We start from the raw sequence: 18,776 nt of genomic DNA, 5'->3' as shown, positions 1-18,776 counted from the left end.
GAAGGAGTGGGGGCAACAGCAGCTGCGCTGGTAGACTTATCCACAGTTGCTGGTAACAAAATCAGCAATCCGCCCTGGGTCAAATTTCAATCGGCAGGGTGGGTCAATTTTCCATCAGCGCCAACAGAGATGGCTTTACAGCTGGCACGCGATCGAGAAGAGGAAACCACAAAATTATTGGTACGGAAGATAGAAAGCAAGTTTAATTTTGCGGAGGGGGATTTTTTGGGGCGTGTTAGTGAGGCCCTCAAATCGTACTTTGTTCTCCGCTCCGCGGAAGAGTTTGAAAGTAACTCGCACCCTCAGTGGCTAGGGTCGGTAGCGGGTTTTTTGTCCGCTATTTTTCCTGATGCAGAAGTGTTGTCTGAAGCTCAAATTGGCGGGGAAAAGCGGAAACTTGTTGCAGGCGTCCTAGTCAAGAGTAGTGGTCAGTCAGTAGTTGTGGAGATCAAGAACACAGTAAATATCCATACATACGAATCGATGCTAATTCAGCTTGAGAGTATGATCGCCACCTCCGGACATCGAGACGGAATCGTTTTCTTCCTTCCAACCATGGTTACTTCTGGGCACGTATTTGAACAAGATAGACTTTTCAACGGCGGTAAAGGCCGTCTTAAACTGCTTAGTGCGGTACCCCTAAAAACGCGTTTCGAATAACATGCATTTTTTGCATCAGAACGTCGCCGCCACATGCCGTAAATCGATAAAAATGCATATAAACGTAAATCGAAAAGCGGCTTTGCGGAGCGGCCGTTTTTGGCCGTTTGCTGCACTCCACGAACGGCGGCTTTGGGTCGAATGCAGCCATCGCAAAGCTCTTCGCTGCTCTCTGATCTCCTATACTGAGCCGGTCAAACCGTCGAGGTATTGCCATGAGCCGAACCATCCGGGGACTGGCTGAAGCCGGTGAGGAGTTGATCCAGAAAGCAATCGATGCTCAGCGCCGCCTTCGGCAAGCCGAGGATGCCGGTGCACCACCTCGGGAGCTTGAGCTCTTGAGGGCAGTAGCGGATTTACGCTATCGATTGGTGACCGAGCATCAGCTCATCATCCGCGGTAAAGCTCCGCACATCCTGCATTGACGTTGGGGGAGCCATTCGTGAAGCGAGATGTGTCGAAGATTCTTCTTCCAGATCACCAGGCCTTCTCCGATGCGATAGAGGCCATGAAGCGCTATCACGAAGCGAGGGATCGTGGCGCGCCACTCGAAGAGGTTGAGCGCCTGAAGATCTTGGCAGAGTCGCTGTTCCAAGCCATCACCGACTATCAGCTGCATGCGCTCGGCGGCCCTGGTTACATCACCCACTGACTGGGTGCGCCGGCCATGACGGCAGGCGCTGATGGAGGGGGTAAGAATTGATTCCAAAACTGAAACGGCGACGCTTGCAGTATGCGGTCTATAGGCGCTCTGTTTCGGAATCGATTTAGGCTCACAAGCCGCCTGGGCCTACGGTATTGAAACCGCTGCCCAAAGACCAGACGCCAAGTGAGGGGCTGTCCGCTGTCGACCCGAGGCGGTCATTCATTGAGGGCAGCTATCGGCAAGAATTGATCACTCCGACACGTCTACCAAATTAGGAGCGATTCAGTCGTGAACGTTTCATAGGCAAAACTAGTCATCACTAGTAAAAAATGCTAGTCAACGCTAGTAGTTGCTAGTTTTTCCTATCCTTGGTTGGCCAGCTTGGCCACTGGTTTTCCATCGATTGCTCATGGCCGTAGGTAGGCTCTGGCAAGAGTCTGCTAGCGGGTAGAGTGGAGCAGTGCTTGGCGATTTTCTCAGGGCACAACTCTCTTGGCCTTTTAAGCCGGCCAAGAGGGTCGTCACTTACCTGGACAAGAAGACACCATGCGAAAATCAGTGATGTCCAGGTGTCTGCGACATCAGCCCCAGTGATTCTGAGCGCTAATGATACAAGCTCAATTGTGTGGACGTCCTACCAGCGTTGATTGCGCCAATGGAGGTGCGCTTGATAGTCGCGGAGCTCCGATCATGATCAAGATTTCAGCGGGCCCTACAGCGGTATAGGTTTCTTCCCGACCAATACCGCGGTAGGTTCAGCGCCACGGCCTGCTGTTTGAGCCATTTGCAACGTATGTCGCTGAGTGGCTGAGGCGTTTGCCGTTGCAGTGCGTGCCTCCAGCTCGAAGCGCTGAATCAACGCCCACTAATTCGTACGGATTTTCCGTCTACCTTTTATGAAATCTTCCATTTCCTACCATTCAGGATTCCGTCGGAATCGGGGCCTTGATTTTGGTAACCGTCATTTGAAGTCAATTGTACGCTGTGTACACGATCGCCGGAGGCTCTTGACCGTGTGATGGAATGCTCACTCCCCAAGGATATGCCGGAGTGTTTGTGCGCTCGTATTGGTAAATGATCGCCGCTGGTAGCAGCCTTCTGTCGTAGATGCGCCCCAGATTGAAAACCACGCTGTTCGGTGCTGCGATCACCAGGTGAATGGTCTTTACCTGCTGGGCCGAGAGTGATTTGAGCATCTGAAGGAACTGCTCTGCTAGAGCGCTTTGCTTCTCAAGGGACCAGTGTGCATTCGACGAAAGCTCATTCATCTTCATGTGCGTCACGGGCACGCCCGGGAAAGTACTGCAAATACCGGACTCATCGACCGGGTACGAGATGGAAAGGGCGAGCACCATTTGGTCAGTGTTTGAAGTTGGCGCGGCCATGGCCTGCAATCGGTCCCCGTCATCGCGGCTGCTTTGAATCTGGCGCCATTCACCACCTCCCAAACGGTCCCAGTCGAAGACCTTGAGGCCGCCACCTTCGTCGTCCACCAAGCAGCCCGTGACAAATGTAAAAGGTACCGGCATCAGCCCGCCGTATACGATTTCAATGTCATTCTTGTTTTGACCAGCGAGACGGCGTAATAGGTCCCCTTTGCCGTCTACCACCTTTTGCAAGGCGGCCTCTGGGTGAGTTATGCGACCTTCAATGATGTTTTCGCGAATGTCCACCAGAATGGATTCGACATTGCCTCCGATGGTTTTCTTCACTACGGCATCTAATGGACTATCGATACCGTGCAGCCCTTTGTGCTCCAGGAGCAGGACGCGTTTGCGCGCAAATTGGATGCGCTCGATCACGGTGACGCAGATGCCGACAACGATCATCAGCACGCCTAGAGCGAACGCCACCTTCACCATCCACTCGGGCGGACCACTGGTGGTATTGACGTTGGCTTGCAGACGGGTGGAATCGCTGGTGTAGCTGATGCCTACGACCGCCCCTCCAGCCAGCGCCGCCAGTACAACCAGTGCGCCGTAACTGACCAAAAACACTCCAAAGCTCTTGGGGCGGACATACCAATCGATTAGCTTTCGACCCCAACTCAGTAACTCTTTCATCACCATCCAGAAAATCCCTTCTCATAGCCTTCGGTTCGTGGCGCTGGGCCTGTGTCCTGATGATCGCAGGCGAAGCGATAGCTAGGCTAGAGCTTGAGTTTTTTTATTTGGGGCGATGTAGCTTAGAGGTAACCAGAAGCTGATGTTCGGAGCTCTGCTAGTACTGGATGGCGTATATTTTTACATCACTAGTGTATCTGGAGCGGGGTTGACTTTTTAAGTGGGCTGATGATTGAATGTTATTATAATTTATGAGAGGTAAATTTTTATGTCGCGACTTGCAGAATTTCGTGCGCTAGAGCAGCAGCTGGCCGCCCAATTGGCTGAGCTGGAGAGCCTGAAGAATGACAGTGGCTTAAAGCAAGAGATTGAATTCGAGAAGAAGCTCCGCACGTTGCTCGGAGAGTACGGTTTTAGCCTGCGTGACGTCATTGCAATATTGGACCCCAGCAGCCGGGCGGATCGCTTACCTCGTGTAACTAAGGCCCCTCGCAAGCCGCGCCAAGCCAAGGTTTTCAAGAACCCGCATACGGGAGAGGTGATTGAAACCAAGGGCGGGAACCACAAGGCTCTGAAGGAATGGAAAGCGCAGTACGGTGCCAAAACTGTGGACTCTTGGCTCGCGTAGTACACCTTTGCTAGCCATTTCCCCCTCAGGTAATCGCAGGAGAAGGAGCGCATGAGCAAAGAGCTATACATTTCGGTTGATATTGAAGCCTCTGGCCCGATACCGGGCGAATTCAGCATGCTTTCATTTGGCGCATGTGTTGTCGGTCATCCCGATAAGGCTATTTATCTAGAATTCAAACCCGATAGCCCAAAGCATGATCCTGAGGCGGTGAAGGTTACAGGCTTTGATTTAGAGCTACTGGCTCAAACGGGTCTTGAGCCGCAAGAGGCGATGCAACAAGTTGCAGCCTGGGTAGCAGAGGTTGAGGCAGATGCAGGTAAACCTGTCTTTGTTGGGCTCAATGCTGCTTTTGACTGGTCGTTTGTGAATTACTACTTCCACAAATATTTAGGTCAGAACCCGTTCGGGTTTGCAGCGCTCGATATCAAAGCCTACTACATGGGGGCTTTTAACCTCGCGTGGAGGGAGACCAAGTCCTCGCATATGGCTACGAGCCTGCACCCCGGGCGCACTGCGACCCACAACGCGTTGGATGATGCGCGTTACCAAGCCGAGCTTTTCGACCTGATGTTGCAGCGCAGGGCGCAGCTGGGGTGATTCAGATCGCCAGCTTTGCCTCTTCGTAACCACCATTCCGGAAGCGCCAAGCTTTGACTCCATCAGGTGTTTGCGACAAACCGACAATCACTGCGATCGGATGGGGTAGCTCCTGCGCATAACGGGCTGCAAACCGAGAGAAGCTTGTTACATCAGTCGGAGAAATTGCCGGAATGGCTTGAGGGTGCGTATGCCAGTACCCCACGAGCCTCAGCCCTTGGGCGTTAGCGGCATCAATTTCCTGCCGGCAGCGCTCGGCATCGAGCTCGAGCCACGCCCGTCCTGAACGATCCCTTGAATGTGGGAGCGTGGCCAGAGTTATGACCAGTCCGCTGGGATCCGCCAGGTCGACAAACAGCTGACCGCCTCGCTCGGTCTTCCACATGTTTTGCCGGTATTGATTGAAGACCTCGGCAACGCCCCGCGATACTGACAGCGTGCATTCGATCTGTGGCCACGCCCAGCTCCAGGCGATATTACTCATCCGGACTGCTCTCCATCGGCCGGCCAGGCACGCTCCAGAACAATGTGCTGAATACCGTTCTCCACTGTTGGTCCAAGGTAAGTACCGCCGTGGTTAGCAATGTCTTGTGGGCGGTAGATGCTGGTGGCCCATGCCTGCTGTTCGAGTTGGCCGGTCAAGGTTCTCAGTGCTACTTGAGCCACCATTCCCGCCACGTTGCTCATGCCCGACGCGCCTCCCGGAATGAAGGTTTGGCCGCAGGCCGGAAGTGGAACAACGCCGCCGCCATCTGGCCACTCGGTATGCTTGTGCTTAAAGTTGCCGGCATCGTCGAACAAGGGTTGGCCATCAAAGGTTCCGCCTGGAGCTAACAGAGCGTGCCCGACAAAGGAGTGTGGCTCACTCCAGGCTTGTAGTAGCGCCCATGGAGCACCTTCCGATTTCCTTTGCCACAATGCCACTTCAGATGCCCAATCTGCAGTGGTGACGATGACCAAATCAGCGATGTCGAAAAGTTCTGGCTTGCGCAGGAGGAATATCTCCGCGAAGCCCACGTAGGGCGTCACTCTGACGGTGGGCAAATCGAGCGTCAGTTTTTCCGCCAGTGCTACTGATTTCGATTTTCCAAGCTCGTCAGCGCCCAGCGCGTGGCGGCCAAGGTTGGCTGACTCAAGGCGTTCAGGGTCAATCAGTATGATCTCGCCAATTCCTGATCGGGCGAGTTGCAGCGCTACAGCACTGCCGAGCGAGCCTGTACCGACCATTACGACCCGAGCTTTCTCGAGGTGCTCTGCCGTCTTGCTCAGGTCGCGCGAGAGAATATCCGTTCGGTCGAGAATGTTGATTACAGCGTCACGTACCAACGTGGGGGTGTGCGAGGGTTGATTCTTGCCTGACCAGCGGCGAGCCGAGCGGAAGCCATACCATCGGCCGCGGTCCGGCTGCTTGCTGTACGAGCGAACGTCCAGGCAGAACACCGGTGCGCCTGCAGGGCCGGGGAGTTCCAGAACAAGCCAGCGATCTGCCAGTGATCCTCTACCAGAGAACCAGGTCAGAAATTTTTCGCAGTCATCGTGGGCCAAGTGCGGGGTCAGCCAGTCCAGAAGCTTTCCGGGAGTGGGGAGTCGTATATCAGGATGAGACTGCAGCTTTACGTAGAAGCCTGGTACAGCAGGTGAGCGGATTTTCCCGCTGTACCCAATCACGCGGCGCAAGTGGGCTCTGAGTGATTCCAGCTTCGGTGCAAGCCATGCCGTGCGTGAGCGCCGATCAGGGCGGGGATCGCTGATTGCAAACAGTTCTGAGCCTGATGGGGGGCGCTCAAGCAGCAGCAAGTTTTGCGGGGACGTGCTGAGCTGTAGGCCCCAATATGTGGAGAATTCGTTCTGAAACTCCGCATTTCGTACCTTGGGGTCTGAACCCTCGAGTACGAGTTCTAGGATAGAGCGGAGGCGTGAAAGACTATCGTTCACCACTGTTTCAGGTGTTCCGGTGATGGGTCTCTCACGGAACCCATGTAGGCATAGACCTGATTTCGTGGCATGAGGCCACACTAGCCACGGCGACGGCTCTACTTGAAGCGTCAGGGGAAATCGAGGGAAGTGGCGTGGGAAGGCGATAACTAGATGCCGCTCTATCCCGGTGTAATCGCGCGGAAGCGGGAGTATGAATCTCGCAACTTCGAATTTTTCGGGGGGCACGGACTGAAGAAGTGAAGCGACGGCTTCTTCACCAATAAATTCGTGGAGCGCGGCGATACCGCGCTCCACGGATGGAGTAAAGGTCGTTTCAACCGAGGCGTTCAACTGGCTTCACTTTGCTTTGAGTGGAGGCATGGCTCGCGCTACCGGAAAGCGCGCCCAGTGATACGGCGTTTCGCGTCATGCCGACTTTACGGCCGGGCATGGTCCAGTTTCCTGGAATCTCACGGTTGACGTCGTTGATGATCTTCTGGCCAATACCAAAGCTCGCTTCCATGGCTCGGGCGAAGGCATCCGCACTGTCATGACTTTGCAGGCCGAGCTGGAAGGAGACCACCGCACTTGCATGCCAGTTGGCGAATGCCTGGCGGTACTTGTGGCCCTCATCAGGTCTATTCCATTTTTCCGAGAAGTTTTCTCCACGGTCTTTCGGGTTGAGTACTTGGTATTCCCCTCCAACGTACCTGACGTATTCACTCATCTTCTCGACGATCTTGAGGATTGCGTCGATAGGCTTCAAGGGGGCCCATTGTGACTCCTCAACGACCTTGAGGTAGGCATGGGTCGCAAGCGTAGTAATGACTGCCGAGATAGGACGGTGCCCTTCGTTCCGGGTTTCAATGGCCCATTCGTCACGGTGGCGCTTCAACAATTTCACGGTAGCGCGCAGAGGGTCCAGTGAGTCGTAGTCCTGATAGGTTGGAAGAGGCTCCTGGGTTGCGGAGTCCATCACGACATCACCGCTTCGGTTGGCGGCGATGGCCTTGTGGAAGTGCTCGAGCGAAATCTCCTGCTGTGACGCGTCGTTCAGCCAATCCGCGTAGGAAATTGGGCTGCTGGCTTTCCAGCCGATCTCACGATCGGGTACCTCCAGCTTGCCGTGGCCATCAACTCGGTTGTTGCCCCATGCATTCCGTGCAGGCGTTACATCGATATGGAAGCCAGGGTTCTCGTCGGCATACTCGATCCGGATTCCGCGGCGGAGCTGGACGATATCCGATTTGACTCGGCTGCCTTCACGGAATCGCTGCTCGATGGCATTCAGCACGGTCATTGCATCGGCATTACCGGCGTGAGGCAACCAGATAATGGCGTCTGCATCGATGGTCCCGAGGTCCTTGGGGGCACCACTAACCGGGTTGATTGTGGTTCTCAGGCGCATTGAGCCTTGCGGGAAAATGTGAGCGCCGGACAGCAGTGGGTCCGTGGACACATCGAGGATCTTCTGCAGCTGGGAATACCGATCCTCGATCGTTATGTATTGGCTGGGTGTCAGAGAGATGTCGCTCGCTGCCCGGAGTAGAAGGTGCTCCCAGCTGCGGCGCCTAGTCAGTTCGTCTTGCGATGTCATGGTCGATTTCTCGTCAAAAGTGAGGTCTGGATTTACTACACCCTGGATTCAGGGCGCCCTCGCGCATGGATCTGTCCGCACGGCACAGAGACCGCGCCTCGGATTAAACGCAATAGGGTGCTGCAACGGACACCTGGACACTTTCGCGCAAAAAGTTCGAATATCCAGGTTAAACTATCCGTTTGAGTGTGCTGCTAGTAAGAATGCAACCATTATGGCGGCGGCATTTTGACTTTCATTGATGTCGGTAAGAAAGATGACAATCCATGACGACCTCAAATCATCCATGATGAAAGACCGCTTAGTGAGCGGTACTTAAATTCAATCACGATTTTCTTGTAGTGTCAAAAGTTTGAAGCTCGTAGTTAGTGAATCGTTTTTTCAATTAGATATTTTTTACGAGGTCTTGATTTTTTAAATATGCTCGGAGGGCTTTTTGTGGGGGTGGTTGTAATTTGTTACAATTGTGGTGCGGTATGCCCGTGGTGGGGTATGGCATAGCCGTTTTGGAGGATTGTTTGACGCTTCTAAAAATTATTTCAATGCGCATAAGGCATGTGGAAAAGGGATGCCCATTTCATCGAAGTAGATTGGCGTCTCTCGGATCCAGCAGCTCTATTACGAGGGCGCTTTCGAGGCTGGTGTCCGCAGGTGCTCTAGAGCGTGTGACGCGTGGTGTTTATGTGCGGCCAAAATATAGTGCATTGCTTGGGAGGATTCCGGTGTCCCCCCTTGAGCTCGCTATGCTGGAGGCCAAGCTTCGAGGGCAAAAGTTACAGGTTCACGGTGCCGAGGCGGTGCGACGACTGGGTGTGAGTACGCAGATGTCGATGATCCCCATTTACAATACGAGTGGTCCAAGTCGTGAAGTAAGAATTGGAAACGCGGTAGTGAAGCTTCGCCACGTTTCTGCCGTACGACTACAGGGTGCGGGTACCCAGGCAGGCTTGGCGCTCACTGCTATGTATTATCTTGGAAGGTCTGAGACAGCCGCCACAATATCCCTGATGTTGGAGCGCTTGAGCGAGCAAGACATCAAGGCATTGCAAGGATTTGAGATGCCGAAGTGGATGTGCAATCTACTCATCTCGGCCCTGAAGGAAAGGCAGGCCAGTTCCGGGTGAGTGCTAGATAGCAATTATCTTACTTGATTCGATAATTGGTCGTTTCTCAGGGACGGCCCGCGGCCGCACGATATCGAGATGATCCGACATGGAAGGGGAGGAGGATGCTTCGATCAAGTCATTCTGCTGAATCGCTATTTCGACGCCTGAAACGATTTAGTGTGGTGAACGCCACGTGCCTGATACACCGTTTTCAATTTTAGCTCTCCTTTTCGGTGGAATTTGCGCTCGCTGTAGCACTTGTCGGGGGTGTGGTAAAGGATTCGATTTTCTACGCCAAATTGATCCACACTGACCTCAACCTTAATTAGAGGTTCAGATTTCCAATTTCTGCTGCGATTGTCATGTGGTGCGGTAGTTATGAAAATCTGCTGAATGGTGACTGCACTATCGGTGGCGCAGGCGGCGAGATAATCCAACAGCGCGCGGGGTGCCGACAGCAGACAGGTTTCATGGGTGGTCCGCTCCAAGTGGACCCTGCTATGAACCTGGAAAAAAGTTTCGCTGGTATCAACTCGAGGCCAGCTTCTGTAGCTCGGATCGACTTTCCCTGTCGTTGTGAGGACTTCTTCTTGTGGGTCTGTAACAAACAATGCTGCGCTCTCAGTCTTGATGGATCTGTCGGCATATGACGGTGTAGGACGTCAGGGGAGAATAATTTTGCCATATATGCTGCATGCAGCATAGCGTTTGATGGCTCAGCGAGGCTTTATCGTTCCTTTTGTGAGCAAACAGATGGAACGCAAGCTGGCTTTTGGTTCCGCGCTTAAAGCGGTGAGAGTTCGGAAAGGGATTGCTCAAGAGCAGTTGGGGGCAAGTCAGTCTTTCATTAGCACTCTTGAGCGTGGAATTCGTAGCCCGACTGTCGAAAAGCTAGAAGAACTTGCTGAGCGACTAGAGGTAAACCCTGCCACCTTGATTATTTTGATGCAGATCGGTATCGATGGAGATGACGAAGCGTTGCTGGGAAAAATTCATCAAGAGATTGCCGCGCTCAGGATTCGCAAGTGTTCAGAGTGAATACGTAGCAGAAGAGAGTGCCCTCATGTTCTGCAATAAAAAAGCCACCTCAGCTGAGGTGGCTTTTTAATGTCATCTACTGGAGGGTTCGGAGCATCTGGAATAGCTCAAGTGGTCCTGTGAACCTACGTCAGAGACCTTTGTGGTGCACCAAGACTGTGCGCTCCGTTCGAGTTTCGTGACATTTTTCCGAATCTCACTGAAAAGCGAGGGAGTGATGTGCCAGCCTAATGCTGAAAAGCCACCTAGGCTTTGATGGCCTAGATGGCTTTGATCGTTTCGCGCACTTAATTGGTGCGCTGTTTCAGGTAGCTTGAGAAAATTTCAGCACTGGCTGAGAACAACCGCCCACGTCTTTGAATCAATCCCAGCTCAGAGCCCCACCGGTCTGATACTCAATCACGCGAGTCTCAAAGAAGTTCTTCTCCTTCTTCAAGTCCATGATTTCGCTCATCCAAGGGAACGGGTTGGTAGTCCCCGGATACTCTTCCTTCAACCCAATCTGGGTCAAACGACGGTTAGCAATGAACTTGAGGTAATCCTCCATCATCGCCGCGTTCATCCCCAGCACGCCGCGTGGCATGGTGTCACGAGCGTATTCGATCTCCAGCTGAGTCCCTTGCAGGATCATCTGGGTCGCTTCTTCCTTCATCGCGGCATCCCACAGGTGCGGGTTCTCGATCTTGATCTGGTTGATCACGTCGATGCCGAAGTTCAGGTGCATGGACTCGTCACGCAGGATGTACTGGAACTGCTCGGCAACGCCGGTCATCTTGTTGCGGCGGCCCATGGACAGGATCTGGGTGAAGCCGCAGTAGAAGAAGATGCCTTCCAGTACGCAGTAGTAGGCGATCAGGTTGCGCAGCAGCTCTTTGTCGGTCTCGACGGTGCCGGTGTTGAACTCCGGGTCCGAGATGGCGCGGGTGTACTTCAGGCCCCAGGCGGCTTTTTTCGCGACCGACGGGATCTCGTGGTACATGTTGAAGATCTCGCCTTCATCCATGCCCAGCGACTCGATGCAGTACTGGTAGGCGTGGGTGTGGATCGCCTCTTCGAAGGCCTGGCGCAGGATGTACTGGCGGCACTCCGGGTTGGTGATCAGGCGGTACACGGCCAGGGCCAGGTTATTGGCAACCAGGGAGTCGGCGGTGGAGAAGAAGCCGAGGTTGCGCATCACGATGCGGCGTTCGTCTTCGGTCAGGCCGTCCATGCTCTTCCACAGGGCGATGTCGGCGGTCATGTTGACCTCTTGCGGCATCCAGTGGTTGGCGCAGCCGTCGAGGTACTTCTGCCAGGCCCAGTCGTACTTGAAGGGTACGAGCTGGTTGAGGTCGGCGCGGCAGTTGATCATGCGCTTTTCGTCAACGGCGACGCGGGCCGAGGAGCCTTCCAGCTCGGCCAGGCCTTCGGCGATGTCCAGGGCGTCGAGGGCAGCCTTGGCGCGCTTGACGGCGTCGGAGTCCGAGGCGGTGGCGGCACGGGCTTCCAGGGCGGCGGCACCGCCGGCGCTGTCGAGCTTGTCCAGGGTGGCGGCTGCGGCGGCTTGTGCGCCGGTGTTGCCCTTGGCGGCTACTTCGCCGTCTTCTTTATCGAATTCGTCCCAGCTCAGCATGGTGAGTTCTCCTGCTTGAGGGCCATCTTGAGTATGGCCGGTGGATCTTGGTTGCGGTGCGGTGCACGCAAATCTGGATGCCCGGGGGAGGGCTGACCGGGGCGCTGGGCCCCGGCTTGTTATGTTTGGTTGTGGGGAGGTGATGGCAGGGCCGGCCTCATCGCTGGCAAGCCAGCTCCCACAGGGTTCTGCGCCGTGGCACAGAAAAGAGGCTTCCCGGGGGAAGCCTCAGCCAAGCCTTACTGGCAGGCTTCGCAATCCGGCTCGTCGATGGCGCAAGCCTTCGGTACCGGGGCAGGGCCCGCGGCCTGGACCGGGGCGCTGTCGCCGCCGCTCGACACGGCGTTGAGCTTGCCGGTGTTGATGGTCGACTTCTCGGTGCTGGTCGCGGCCAGGGCACGGAGGTAGTAGGTGGTCTTCAGACCACGGTACCAGGCCATGCGGTAGGTCACGTCCAGCTTCTTGCCCGAAGCGCCGGCGATGTACAGGTTCAGCGACTGGGCCTGGTCGATCCACTTCTGGCGACGCGAGGCGGCATCGACGATCCACTTGGTCTCGACTTCGAACGCGGTGGCGTACAGGTCTTTGAGCTCTTGCGGGATACGCTCGATCTGCTGCACCGAACCGTCGTAGTACTTCAGGTCGTTGATCATTACCGAGTCCCACAGGTCGCGGGCTTTCAGGTCGCGCACCAGGTACGGGTTGATCACGGTGAATTCGCCCGACAGGTTCGATTTCACGTACAGGTTCTGGTAGGTCGGCTCGATGGACTGCGACACGCCGGTGATGTTGGCGATGGTCGCGGTCGGCGCGATGGCCATGATGTTCGAGTTACGAATACCTTTTTGTACGCGGGCACGGACCGGTGCCCAGTCCAGGCTTTCGGTCAGGTCGACGTCGATGTACTTCTGGCCACGGGCCTCGATCAGGATCTGTTGCGAATCCAGCGGCAGGATGCCTTTGGACCACAGCGAACCCTGGAAGGTCTCGTAGGCGCCACGCTCGTCGGCCAGGTCGCAGGAAGCCTGGATCGCGAAGTAGCTGACCGCTTCCATCGACTTGTCGGCGAACTCGACCGCGGCATCGGAGCCGTACGGGATGTGCTGCAGGTACAGCGCGTCCTGGAAGCCCATGATGCCCAGGCCGACCGGGCGGTGCTTGAAGTTCGAGTTACGCGCTTGCGGCACCGAGTAGTAGTTGATGTCGATCACGTTGTCGAGCATACGCACGGCGGTGTTCACGGTGCGTTGCAGCTTGGCAGTGTCCAGCTTGCCGTCGACGATGTGGTTCGGCAGGTTGATCGAGCCCAGGTTGCAGACCGCGATCTCGTCCTTGTTGGTGTTCAGGGTGATCTCGGTGCACAGGTTCGAGCTGTGGACCACGCCCACGTGCTGCTGCGGGCTGCGCAGGTTGCACGGGTCCTTGAAGGTCAGCCATGGGTGGCCGGTTTCGAACAGCATCGACAGCATCTTGCGCCACAGGTCTTTGGCCTGGATGGTCTTGAACACCTTGATCTTGTTGTACTCGGTCAGGGCTTCGTAGTACTCGTAGCGCTCTTCGAAGGCCTTGCCGGTCAGGTCGTGCAGATCAGGCACTTCGCTTGGCGAGAACAGGGTCCACTTGCCGTCATCGAAGACGCGCTTCATGAACAGGTCAGGGATCCAGTTGGCGGTGTTCATGTCGTGGGTACGACGACGGTCATCACCGGTGTTCTTGCGCAGCTCGATGAATTCTTCGATGTCCAGGTGCCAGGTTTCCAGGTAGGCACACACGGCGCCTTTGCGCTTGCCACCCTGGTTAACGGCAACGGCGGTGTCGTTGACCACTTTAAGGAACGGCACGACGCCTTGCGACTTGCCGTTGGTGCCCTTGATGTACGAGCCCAGGGCGCGCACCGGGGTCCAGTCGTTGCCCAGGCCACCGGCGAATTTCGACAGCATGGCGTTGTCGTGGATCGCGTGGTAGATGCCCGACAGGTCGTCCGGCACGGTGGTCAGGTAGCAGCTGGACAGCTGCGGGCGCAGGGTGCCGGCGTTGAACAGGGTCGGGGTCGAGGCCATGTAGTCGAAGGACGACAACAGGTTGTAGAACTCGATCGCACGGGCTTCTTTATCTTTCTCTTCCAGCGCCAGGCCCATGGCCACACGCATGAAGAACACCTGCGGCAGCTCGAAGCGCACGCCATCCTTGTGGATGAAGTAGCGGTCGTACAGGGTCTGCAGGCCCAGGTAGGTGAACTGCTGGTCGCGCTCGTGGTTGATCGCCTTGCCCAGTTTTTCCAGGTCGAAGTCGGCCAGGGCCGGGTTGAGCAGTTCGAACTCGATACCTTTGGCCACGTAGGCCGGCAGGGCCTTGGCGTACAGGTCGGCCATCTCGTGGTGGGTGGCGCTGTCGGCCACGCCCAGGAAGCCCAGGCCTTCGGCGCGCAGGGTGTCCATCAGCAGGCGGGCGGTGACGAACGAGTAGTTCGGCTCACGTTCTACCAGGGTGCGGGAGGTCATCACCAGGGCGGTGTTGACGTCCTTGATGGCCACGCCGTCGTAGAGGTTCTTCAGGGTTTCGCGCTGGATCAGCTCGCCATCGACTTCGGCCAGGCCTTCGCAGGCTTCGCTGATGATGGTGTTCAGGCGCGCCATGTCCAGCGGCGCCAGGCTGCCGTCGGCCAGGGTGATGCGGATGCTTGGGTGCGGCTCGACCACAGCGCCGGTGTTGGCGCGGGTGGCGCGCTCTTTGGCACGCTGGTCGCGGTAGATCACGTAGTCGCGGGCGACTTTCTGCTCGCCGGCGCGCATCAGGGCCAGTTCGACCTGGTCCTGGATTTCTTCGATGTGGATGGTGCCACCCGATGGCATGCGACGCTTGAACGTGGCGGTGACCTGCTCGGTCAGGCGCGCGACGGTGTCGTGGATGCGCGACGAAGCGGCAGCGGTGCCGCCTTCAACTGCGAGGAACGCCTTGGTGATGGCCACGGTGATCTTGTCGTCGGTGTAGGGGACGACAGTACCGTTACGCTTGATCACGCGCAGTTGGCCCGGAGCGGTGGCAGCCAGGTCCTGGTTGGACTCGGCCTGCGGCGCCAAAGCCTGCGGGTTCTCGCGAGTTGTGTCGGTTTGCATGGGTGGGTGTCTCCACAGTTTCTATAGTGTTCAGGCGCCTTTTGGGCGCCCACCGTTCCGTCCACGTGCCAAGTGGCCCGGGCGGGGATGCGCGTGAAGCACACGCATCCGTCCGCTCGGGCGTACCGACTTCGGGACAGACTCAGGAATAAGGGGCAATAACCTGCCGCTCCCTGGCCGAAGTCAAAGTTTCTGGGCGAACCCAAAATCTGTTGCTGATGGATGCTGGGCCTTGCCTGCAACACCCATGCCCGAACAAGGCCTTTACAGGGCTTGCCTCGGTCGCCTCCGCAGGAGCGGTTTGGCTGCTGGAATCACGTTAAGTTCAGCAGGTGAAATTCGTTTGAATTTGCCTGTTGACTTGTGTGTGTGATTTTGCTCGAACCCCAACATGTAGTGGTTCGTTGCGATCGGGATACAAGATAATGCGGTCTGGGGGGCTTTGCAAGGCGAGCGCCTGTGGATAAGTTGTGGGTACTTTGTGTGTGATTCTTGGGTAATCGCTGTAGGCCTTGTCCCAAGAGGTTTTGACTATTTTTCTGCGGCTCGCCGCCCCAGGGCAGTTTTTTGCGGGCGCGAACCCTATCACAAAAATCGCTTCAGTCCAGGGGCGCGTGGCCAGGTTGGCAGGGCCGCGGACGGGACGTAGTATCCGGGCTCGATATTGCTCGTTGATGAAAGGGAATCATCACCTGTGGCGGCCCTTTCGCGGGTACTGCACAGGTTTCGAAAGTGGCGCGGCCCCTCTGTGGGAGCGGGTTTACCCGCGAACAGGCCGGCACAGGCATACACACAATAACAATCAATAGGCAGAGGCCATGGACAACCCCACAAACCGCATCCTCATCGTCGAGGACGACCAGCGCCTCGCCGAGCTCACCGCCGAGTACCTGCAGGCCAACGGCTTCGAGGTGGCGGTGGAGGGCGATGGCGGCCGCGCGGCGCGGCGCATCATCGACAGCCAGCCCGACCTGGTCATCCTCGACCTGATGCTCCCCGGCGAAGACGGCCTGAGCATCTGCCGCCGGGTGCGCGGCCAGTACGCCGGCCCCATCCTCATGCTCACCGCGCGCAGCGACGAGCTCGACCAGGTGCAGGGCCTGGACCAGGGCGCCGACGACTATGTCTGCAAACCGGTGCGCCCACGCCTGCTGCTGGCGCGCATCAATGCCCTGCTGCGCCGCAGCGAGGCGCCGGAGCGCCAGCAAGTGCTGGTATTCGGCCCGCTGCACATCGACCAGCGCCTGCGCGAGGCGCGCCTGGGCGGCCAGCTGGTCGAGCTGACCGGCGCCGAATTCGACCTGCTGTGGCTGCTGGCCAGCAACGCCGGGCGGGTGCTGTCGCGCGAAGAAATCTTCACCTCGTTGCGCGGCGTCGGTTACGACGGCCAGGACCGCTCCATCGACGTGCGCATCTCCAAGATCCGCCCCAAGATCGGCGACGACCCGATCAACCCGCGGTTGATCAAGACCCTGCGCAGCAAGGGCTACCTGTTCGTCGGCGAGGCCGCCCAGGCGCCGGCCCCATGAATTCCATTTTCCTGCGCATCTATGGCGGCATGCTCGCGGTGCTGGTACTGGTGGCCGTGCTCGGCGTGCTCAGCCTGCACCTGGCCAATGAAGTGCGGGCCGGGCAGCACCGCGAGGGCCTGGCCCAGGGCACCTTCAGCCTGATGGCCGACAACCTGGCGCAGCAGAACGACGTGGAGCGCAAGCGTTCGCTGGTGATCTGGGAGCGCCTGCTGGGGGTGCCGCTGGACTTGCAACCGCTGTCGGCCTTCACCCTCGACGGCGGCCAGCGCGCACGGCTGTACCGCGACCTGGTGGTGGTGGAGAAGACCGGCCCGCATGCCGCCCGGGTGCTGCGCCGGGTCGGGCGCGAAGACCAGCTGCTGGTGGCCGAGGTCAAGCAGGTCAGCGAGCAGTTGGCGCGTGCCACCCTTTATCTGCTGGCCGACGAGCTGGTGCGTTACCCGGTCACCGAACAGCAGAGCCGCCTGGCGCAGATCCGCCAGAGCAAGGGCTTCGGCTTCGACATCGCCCTGCAGCGCATCGAGCGGGCGGCCTTGGATGACGACCAGCGGCGCCGGGTGGAGGAGGGCGACACGGTGATGGCGCTGGGCAAGGACGGTGACTCGATCCGCGTGTTCTCGGGCTTGCCCGGCTCGCCCTGGGTGCTGGAGATCGGCCCGCTGCACCAGCTCAACCCCTATCCGCCGCAGTTACTGATCCTGATCGCCTTTCTTGGCCTGTGCCTGATCGGCCTGGTGGTCTACCTGCTGGTGCGCCAGCTGGAGCGGCGCGTCTCGGGCCTGGAAGTGGCGGCCACGCGCATCGCCCAGGGCAGCCTCGATACCCGCGTACCGGCCGGCGACGCCGACTCGGTCGGGCGCCTGGCCGAAGCCTTCAACGGCATGGCCGAGCACCTGCAGCGTTCGCTGACCATGCAGCGCGAGCTGGTACGGGCGGTGTCCCACGAGTTGCGCACGCCGGTGGCGCGGTTGCGCTTTGGCCTGGAGATGATCGAGAGCGCCAGCACCGAGCAGGCCCGGGCCAAGCACCTGGCCGGCATGGACGGCGATATCCAGGACCTGGACAAGCTGGTTGACGAGATGCTGACCTACGCCCGCCTGGAGCAGGGCGCACCGGCGCTGCTGTTCCAGGCGGTGGATCTGGATGAACTGCTGGCCCGGGTGATCGACGAGCTGGCGCCGCTGCGCGCCGATGTACGCGTGTTGCGGGGCGAATGCCACGGGCTGGACGGCGGTGGTGCCTGGGTCGAGGCCGAGCCGCGCTACCTGCACCGCGCCCTGCAGAACCTGGTGCGCAATGCCATGCGCCATGCCGAGTCCGAGGTGCGCCTGAGCTATCAGCTCGGCCAGCAGCGCTGCCGTATCGATGTGGAAGATGACGGGCCGGGCATCCCGGAGGGGGTGTGGGACCGCATCTTCACCCCCTTCACCCGCCTGGACGACAGCCGCACCCGCGCCTCGGGCGGGCATGGCCTGGGCTTGTCGATCGTGCGGCGGATCATCTACTGGCACGGCGGCCGCGCCCTGGTAGGGCGTAGCGAGCAGTTGGGCGGGGCCTGTTTCAGCCTGAGCTGGCCGCGCGAGCAGCCACGGGATTAAACCCAGATCAAACTGAGCAGGTGGCCGTCCTGCACGCAGAACTGGCCATCGAGCTCGACGCCGTGGTGCCACTGCGCCGACAGGTCGGTAAGCAGGCGCAGGCGGGCGTGGCCATCGGCGGACCATGCCAGCACCTCGGCGTGCTCGAAGTAGAAGCGCTGCCGGGTCAGCGGGTAGAGCGTCTTGAACAGGCTTTCCTTGAGCGAGAAGGTCAGGGTCACGGCCAGGGATTGCTGGCTGCGGTCCAGGCGTTCCAGTTCGGCGGGGGTGAGGATTTCGCCGGCCAGGCGTTCGGCACGCTCTTCGCTCAGCAGGCTTTCCTGATCCAGCCCCAGGCCGCGGCAGGCGCCGTCGGCTGCCACCACCGCGGCGGCCCAGCCCTGGCCGTGGGTGATCGATCCGTGGATGCCGGCGGGCCAGATCGGCGAGCGGTCTTCATGGGTTGCGGGCACATAGTCACGGCCATCCAGGCGCTGCAGGGCCTCGCGGGCGCATACACGGCCGGCCAGGTACTCGGCCTGGCGCTTGGCCACCGAGCGTTGCAGGCTGGCGTTTTGCGCGATGCCGGCGCGCTGGAAGTCATCGGCGGCGAGCTGGGCCGGGTCGAAGGCGCAACTGACCAAGACCGCGCCTGGGACCGGGCGGGGCAGGGGCCAGTGGTGC

17 protein-coding genes are annotated in these 18,776 nt (G+C 58.2%); 9 read left to right on the top strand and 8 right to left on the bottom strand.

Translation table 11 applies throughout. The features are described 5' to 3' along the window. The 3 genes from L6D77_RS26340 to L6D77_RS26330 all read left to right on the top strand — a co-directional run. Positions 1–660, top strand: a 660-nt coding sequence (locus L6D77_RS26340; protein WP_236170208.1) for a hypothetical protein, incomplete at its 5' end; no start/stop codon positions are given. A 215-nt stretch (positions 661–875) separates the two neighbouring features. Then, positions 876–1,085, top strand: a complete 210-nt coding sequence (locus L6D77_RS26335) for a hypothetical protein (RefSeq protein ID WP_232882441.1) — start codon at positions 876–878, stop codon at positions 1,083–1,085. A 17-nt stretch (positions 1,086–1,102) separates the two neighbouring features. Continuing rightward, a complete protein-coding gene (locus tag L6D77_RS26330; RefSeq protein ID WP_232882440.1) occupies positions 1,103–1,312 on the top strand; it encodes a hypothetical protein in 210 nt (69 codons plus the stop codon). 965 nt (positions 1,313–2,277) lie between these two features. Here L6D77_RS26330 and L6D77_RS26325 read toward each other — a convergent pair. Further along, positions 2,278–3,369, bottom strand: coding sequence for an SAVED domain-containing protein (locus L6D77_RS26325; protein WP_232882439.1), 1,092 nt, complete (start codon positions 3,367–3,369; stop codon positions 2,278–2,280). 268 nt (positions 3,370–3,637) lie between these two features. On the opposite strand from L6D77_RS26325, the gene L6D77_RS26320 reads away from it, so the two are divergent. After that, positions 3,638–3,997: a histone-like nucleoid-structuring protein, MvaT/MvaU family gene (locus L6D77_RS26320; protein WP_232882438.1), complete on the top strand. Its 360-nt coding sequence runs from the start codon at positions 3,638–3,640 to the stop codon at positions 3,995–3,997. Positions 3,998–4,048: 51 nt separating this feature from the next. Further along, positions 4,049–4,597 (top strand): 3'-5' exonuclease, encoded by a 549-nt coding sequence (locus L6D77_RS26315; protein WP_232882437.1) that lies wholly within the window; start codon positions 4,049–4,051, stop codon positions 4,595–4,597. Between the two features lies 1 nt (position 4,598). Here L6D77_RS26315 and L6D77_RS26310 read toward each other — a convergent pair whose 3' ends face one another. The 3 genes from L6D77_RS26310 to L6D77_RS26300 all read right to left on the bottom strand — a co-directional run bounded on the left by L6D77_RS26310 (position 4,599) and on the right by L6D77_RS26300 (position 8,111). After that, positions 4,599–5,081, bottom strand: coding sequence for a Mov34/MPN/PAD-1 family protein (locus L6D77_RS26310; protein WP_232882436.1), 483 nt, complete (start codon positions 5,079–5,081; stop codon positions 4,599–4,601). Beyond that, positions 5,078–6,265, bottom strand: a complete 1,188-nt coding sequence (locus tag L6D77_RS26305) for a HesA/MoeB/ThiF family protein (RefSeq protein ID WP_236170209.1) — start codon at positions 6,263–6,265, stop codon at positions 5,078–5,080. Before L6D77_RS26305 ends, L6D77_RS26310 begins: the two co-directional genes overlap by 4 nt. Before the next feature lie 583 nt (positions 6,266–6,848). Further along, entirely contained in the window at positions 6,849–8,111 is a 1,263-nt protein-coding gene (locus tag L6D77_RS26300) for a nucleotidyltransferase domain-containing protein (RefSeq protein ID WP_232882434.1), read from the bottom strand. A 476-nt stretch (positions 8,112–8,587) separates the two neighbouring features. On the opposite strand from L6D77_RS26300, the gene L6D77_RS26295 reads away from it, so the two are divergent. Further along, positions 8,588–9,235, top strand: coding sequence for a DUF6088 family protein (locus L6D77_RS26295; RefSeq protein ID WP_309295663.1), 648 nt, complete (start codon positions 8,588–8,590; stop codon positions 9,233–9,235). Between the two features lie 134 nt (positions 9,236–9,369). Here L6D77_RS26295 and L6D77_RS26290 read toward each other — a convergent pair whose 3' ends face one another. Further along, positions 9,370–9,705 (bottom strand): hypothetical protein, encoded by a 336-nt coding sequence (locus L6D77_RS26290; RefSeq protein WP_232882433.1) that lies wholly within the window; start codon positions 9,703–9,705, stop codon positions 9,370–9,372. A gap of 265 nt (positions 9,706–9,970) precedes the next feature. On the opposite strand from L6D77_RS26290, the gene L6D77_RS26285 reads away from it, so the two are divergent. After that, positions 9,971–10,255, top strand: a complete 285-nt coding sequence (locus L6D77_RS26285) for a helix-turn-helix domain-containing protein (RefSeq protein ID WP_232882432.1) — start codon at positions 9,971–9,973, stop codon at positions 10,253–10,255. A 361-nt stretch (positions 10,256–10,616) separates the two neighbouring features. Here L6D77_RS26285 and L6D77_RS26280 read toward each other — a convergent pair whose 3' ends face one another. After that, entirely contained in the window at positions 10,617–11,867 is a 1,251-nt protein-coding gene (locus L6D77_RS26280; protein ID WP_110993000.1) for a ribonucleotide-diphosphate reductase subunit beta, read from the bottom strand. A 239-nt stretch (positions 11,868–12,106) separates the two neighbouring features. After that, positions 12,107–14,983, bottom strand: coding sequence for a ribonucleoside-diphosphate reductase subunit alpha (locus L6D77_RS26275; RefSeq protein ID WP_232882431.1), 2,877 nt, complete (start codon positions 14,981–14,983; stop codon positions 12,107–12,109). Between the two features lie 818 nt (positions 14,984–15,801). On the opposite strand from L6D77_RS26275, the gene L6D77_RS26270 reads away from it, so the two are divergent. Continuing rightward, complete coding sequence (locus L6D77_RS26270; RefSeq protein WP_232882430.1) at positions 15,802–16,512, top strand: response regulator; 711 nt, start codon at positions 15,802–15,804, stop codon at positions 16,510–16,512. Next, a complete protein-coding gene (locus L6D77_RS26265) occupies positions 16,509–18,113 on the top strand; it encodes an ATP-binding protein (protein WP_232882429.1) in 1,605 nt (534 codons plus the stop codon). The genes L6D77_RS26270 and L6D77_RS26265 overlap by 4 nt, the downstream gene beginning before the upstream one ends. Here the strand turns inward: L6D77_RS26265 and L6D77_RS26260 are convergent. Continuing rightward, positions 18,110–18,776: 4'-phosphopantetheinyl transferase family protein (locus L6D77_RS26260; RefSeq protein WP_236170207.1), on the bottom strand; the 667-nt coding region annotated here is incomplete at its 5' end. The two genes, L6D77_RS26265 and L6D77_RS26260, sit on opposite strands and share 4 nt — an antisense overlap.

The sequence above is a fragment of the Pseudomonas parasichuanensis genome (assembly GCF_021601385.1).
GTDB lineage: Bacteria > Pseudomonadota > Gammaproteobacteria > Pseudomonadales > Pseudomonadaceae > Aquipseudomonas > Aquipseudomonas parasichuanensis.
This window is presented reverse-complemented; position numbering and strand designations above follow the sequence as displayed.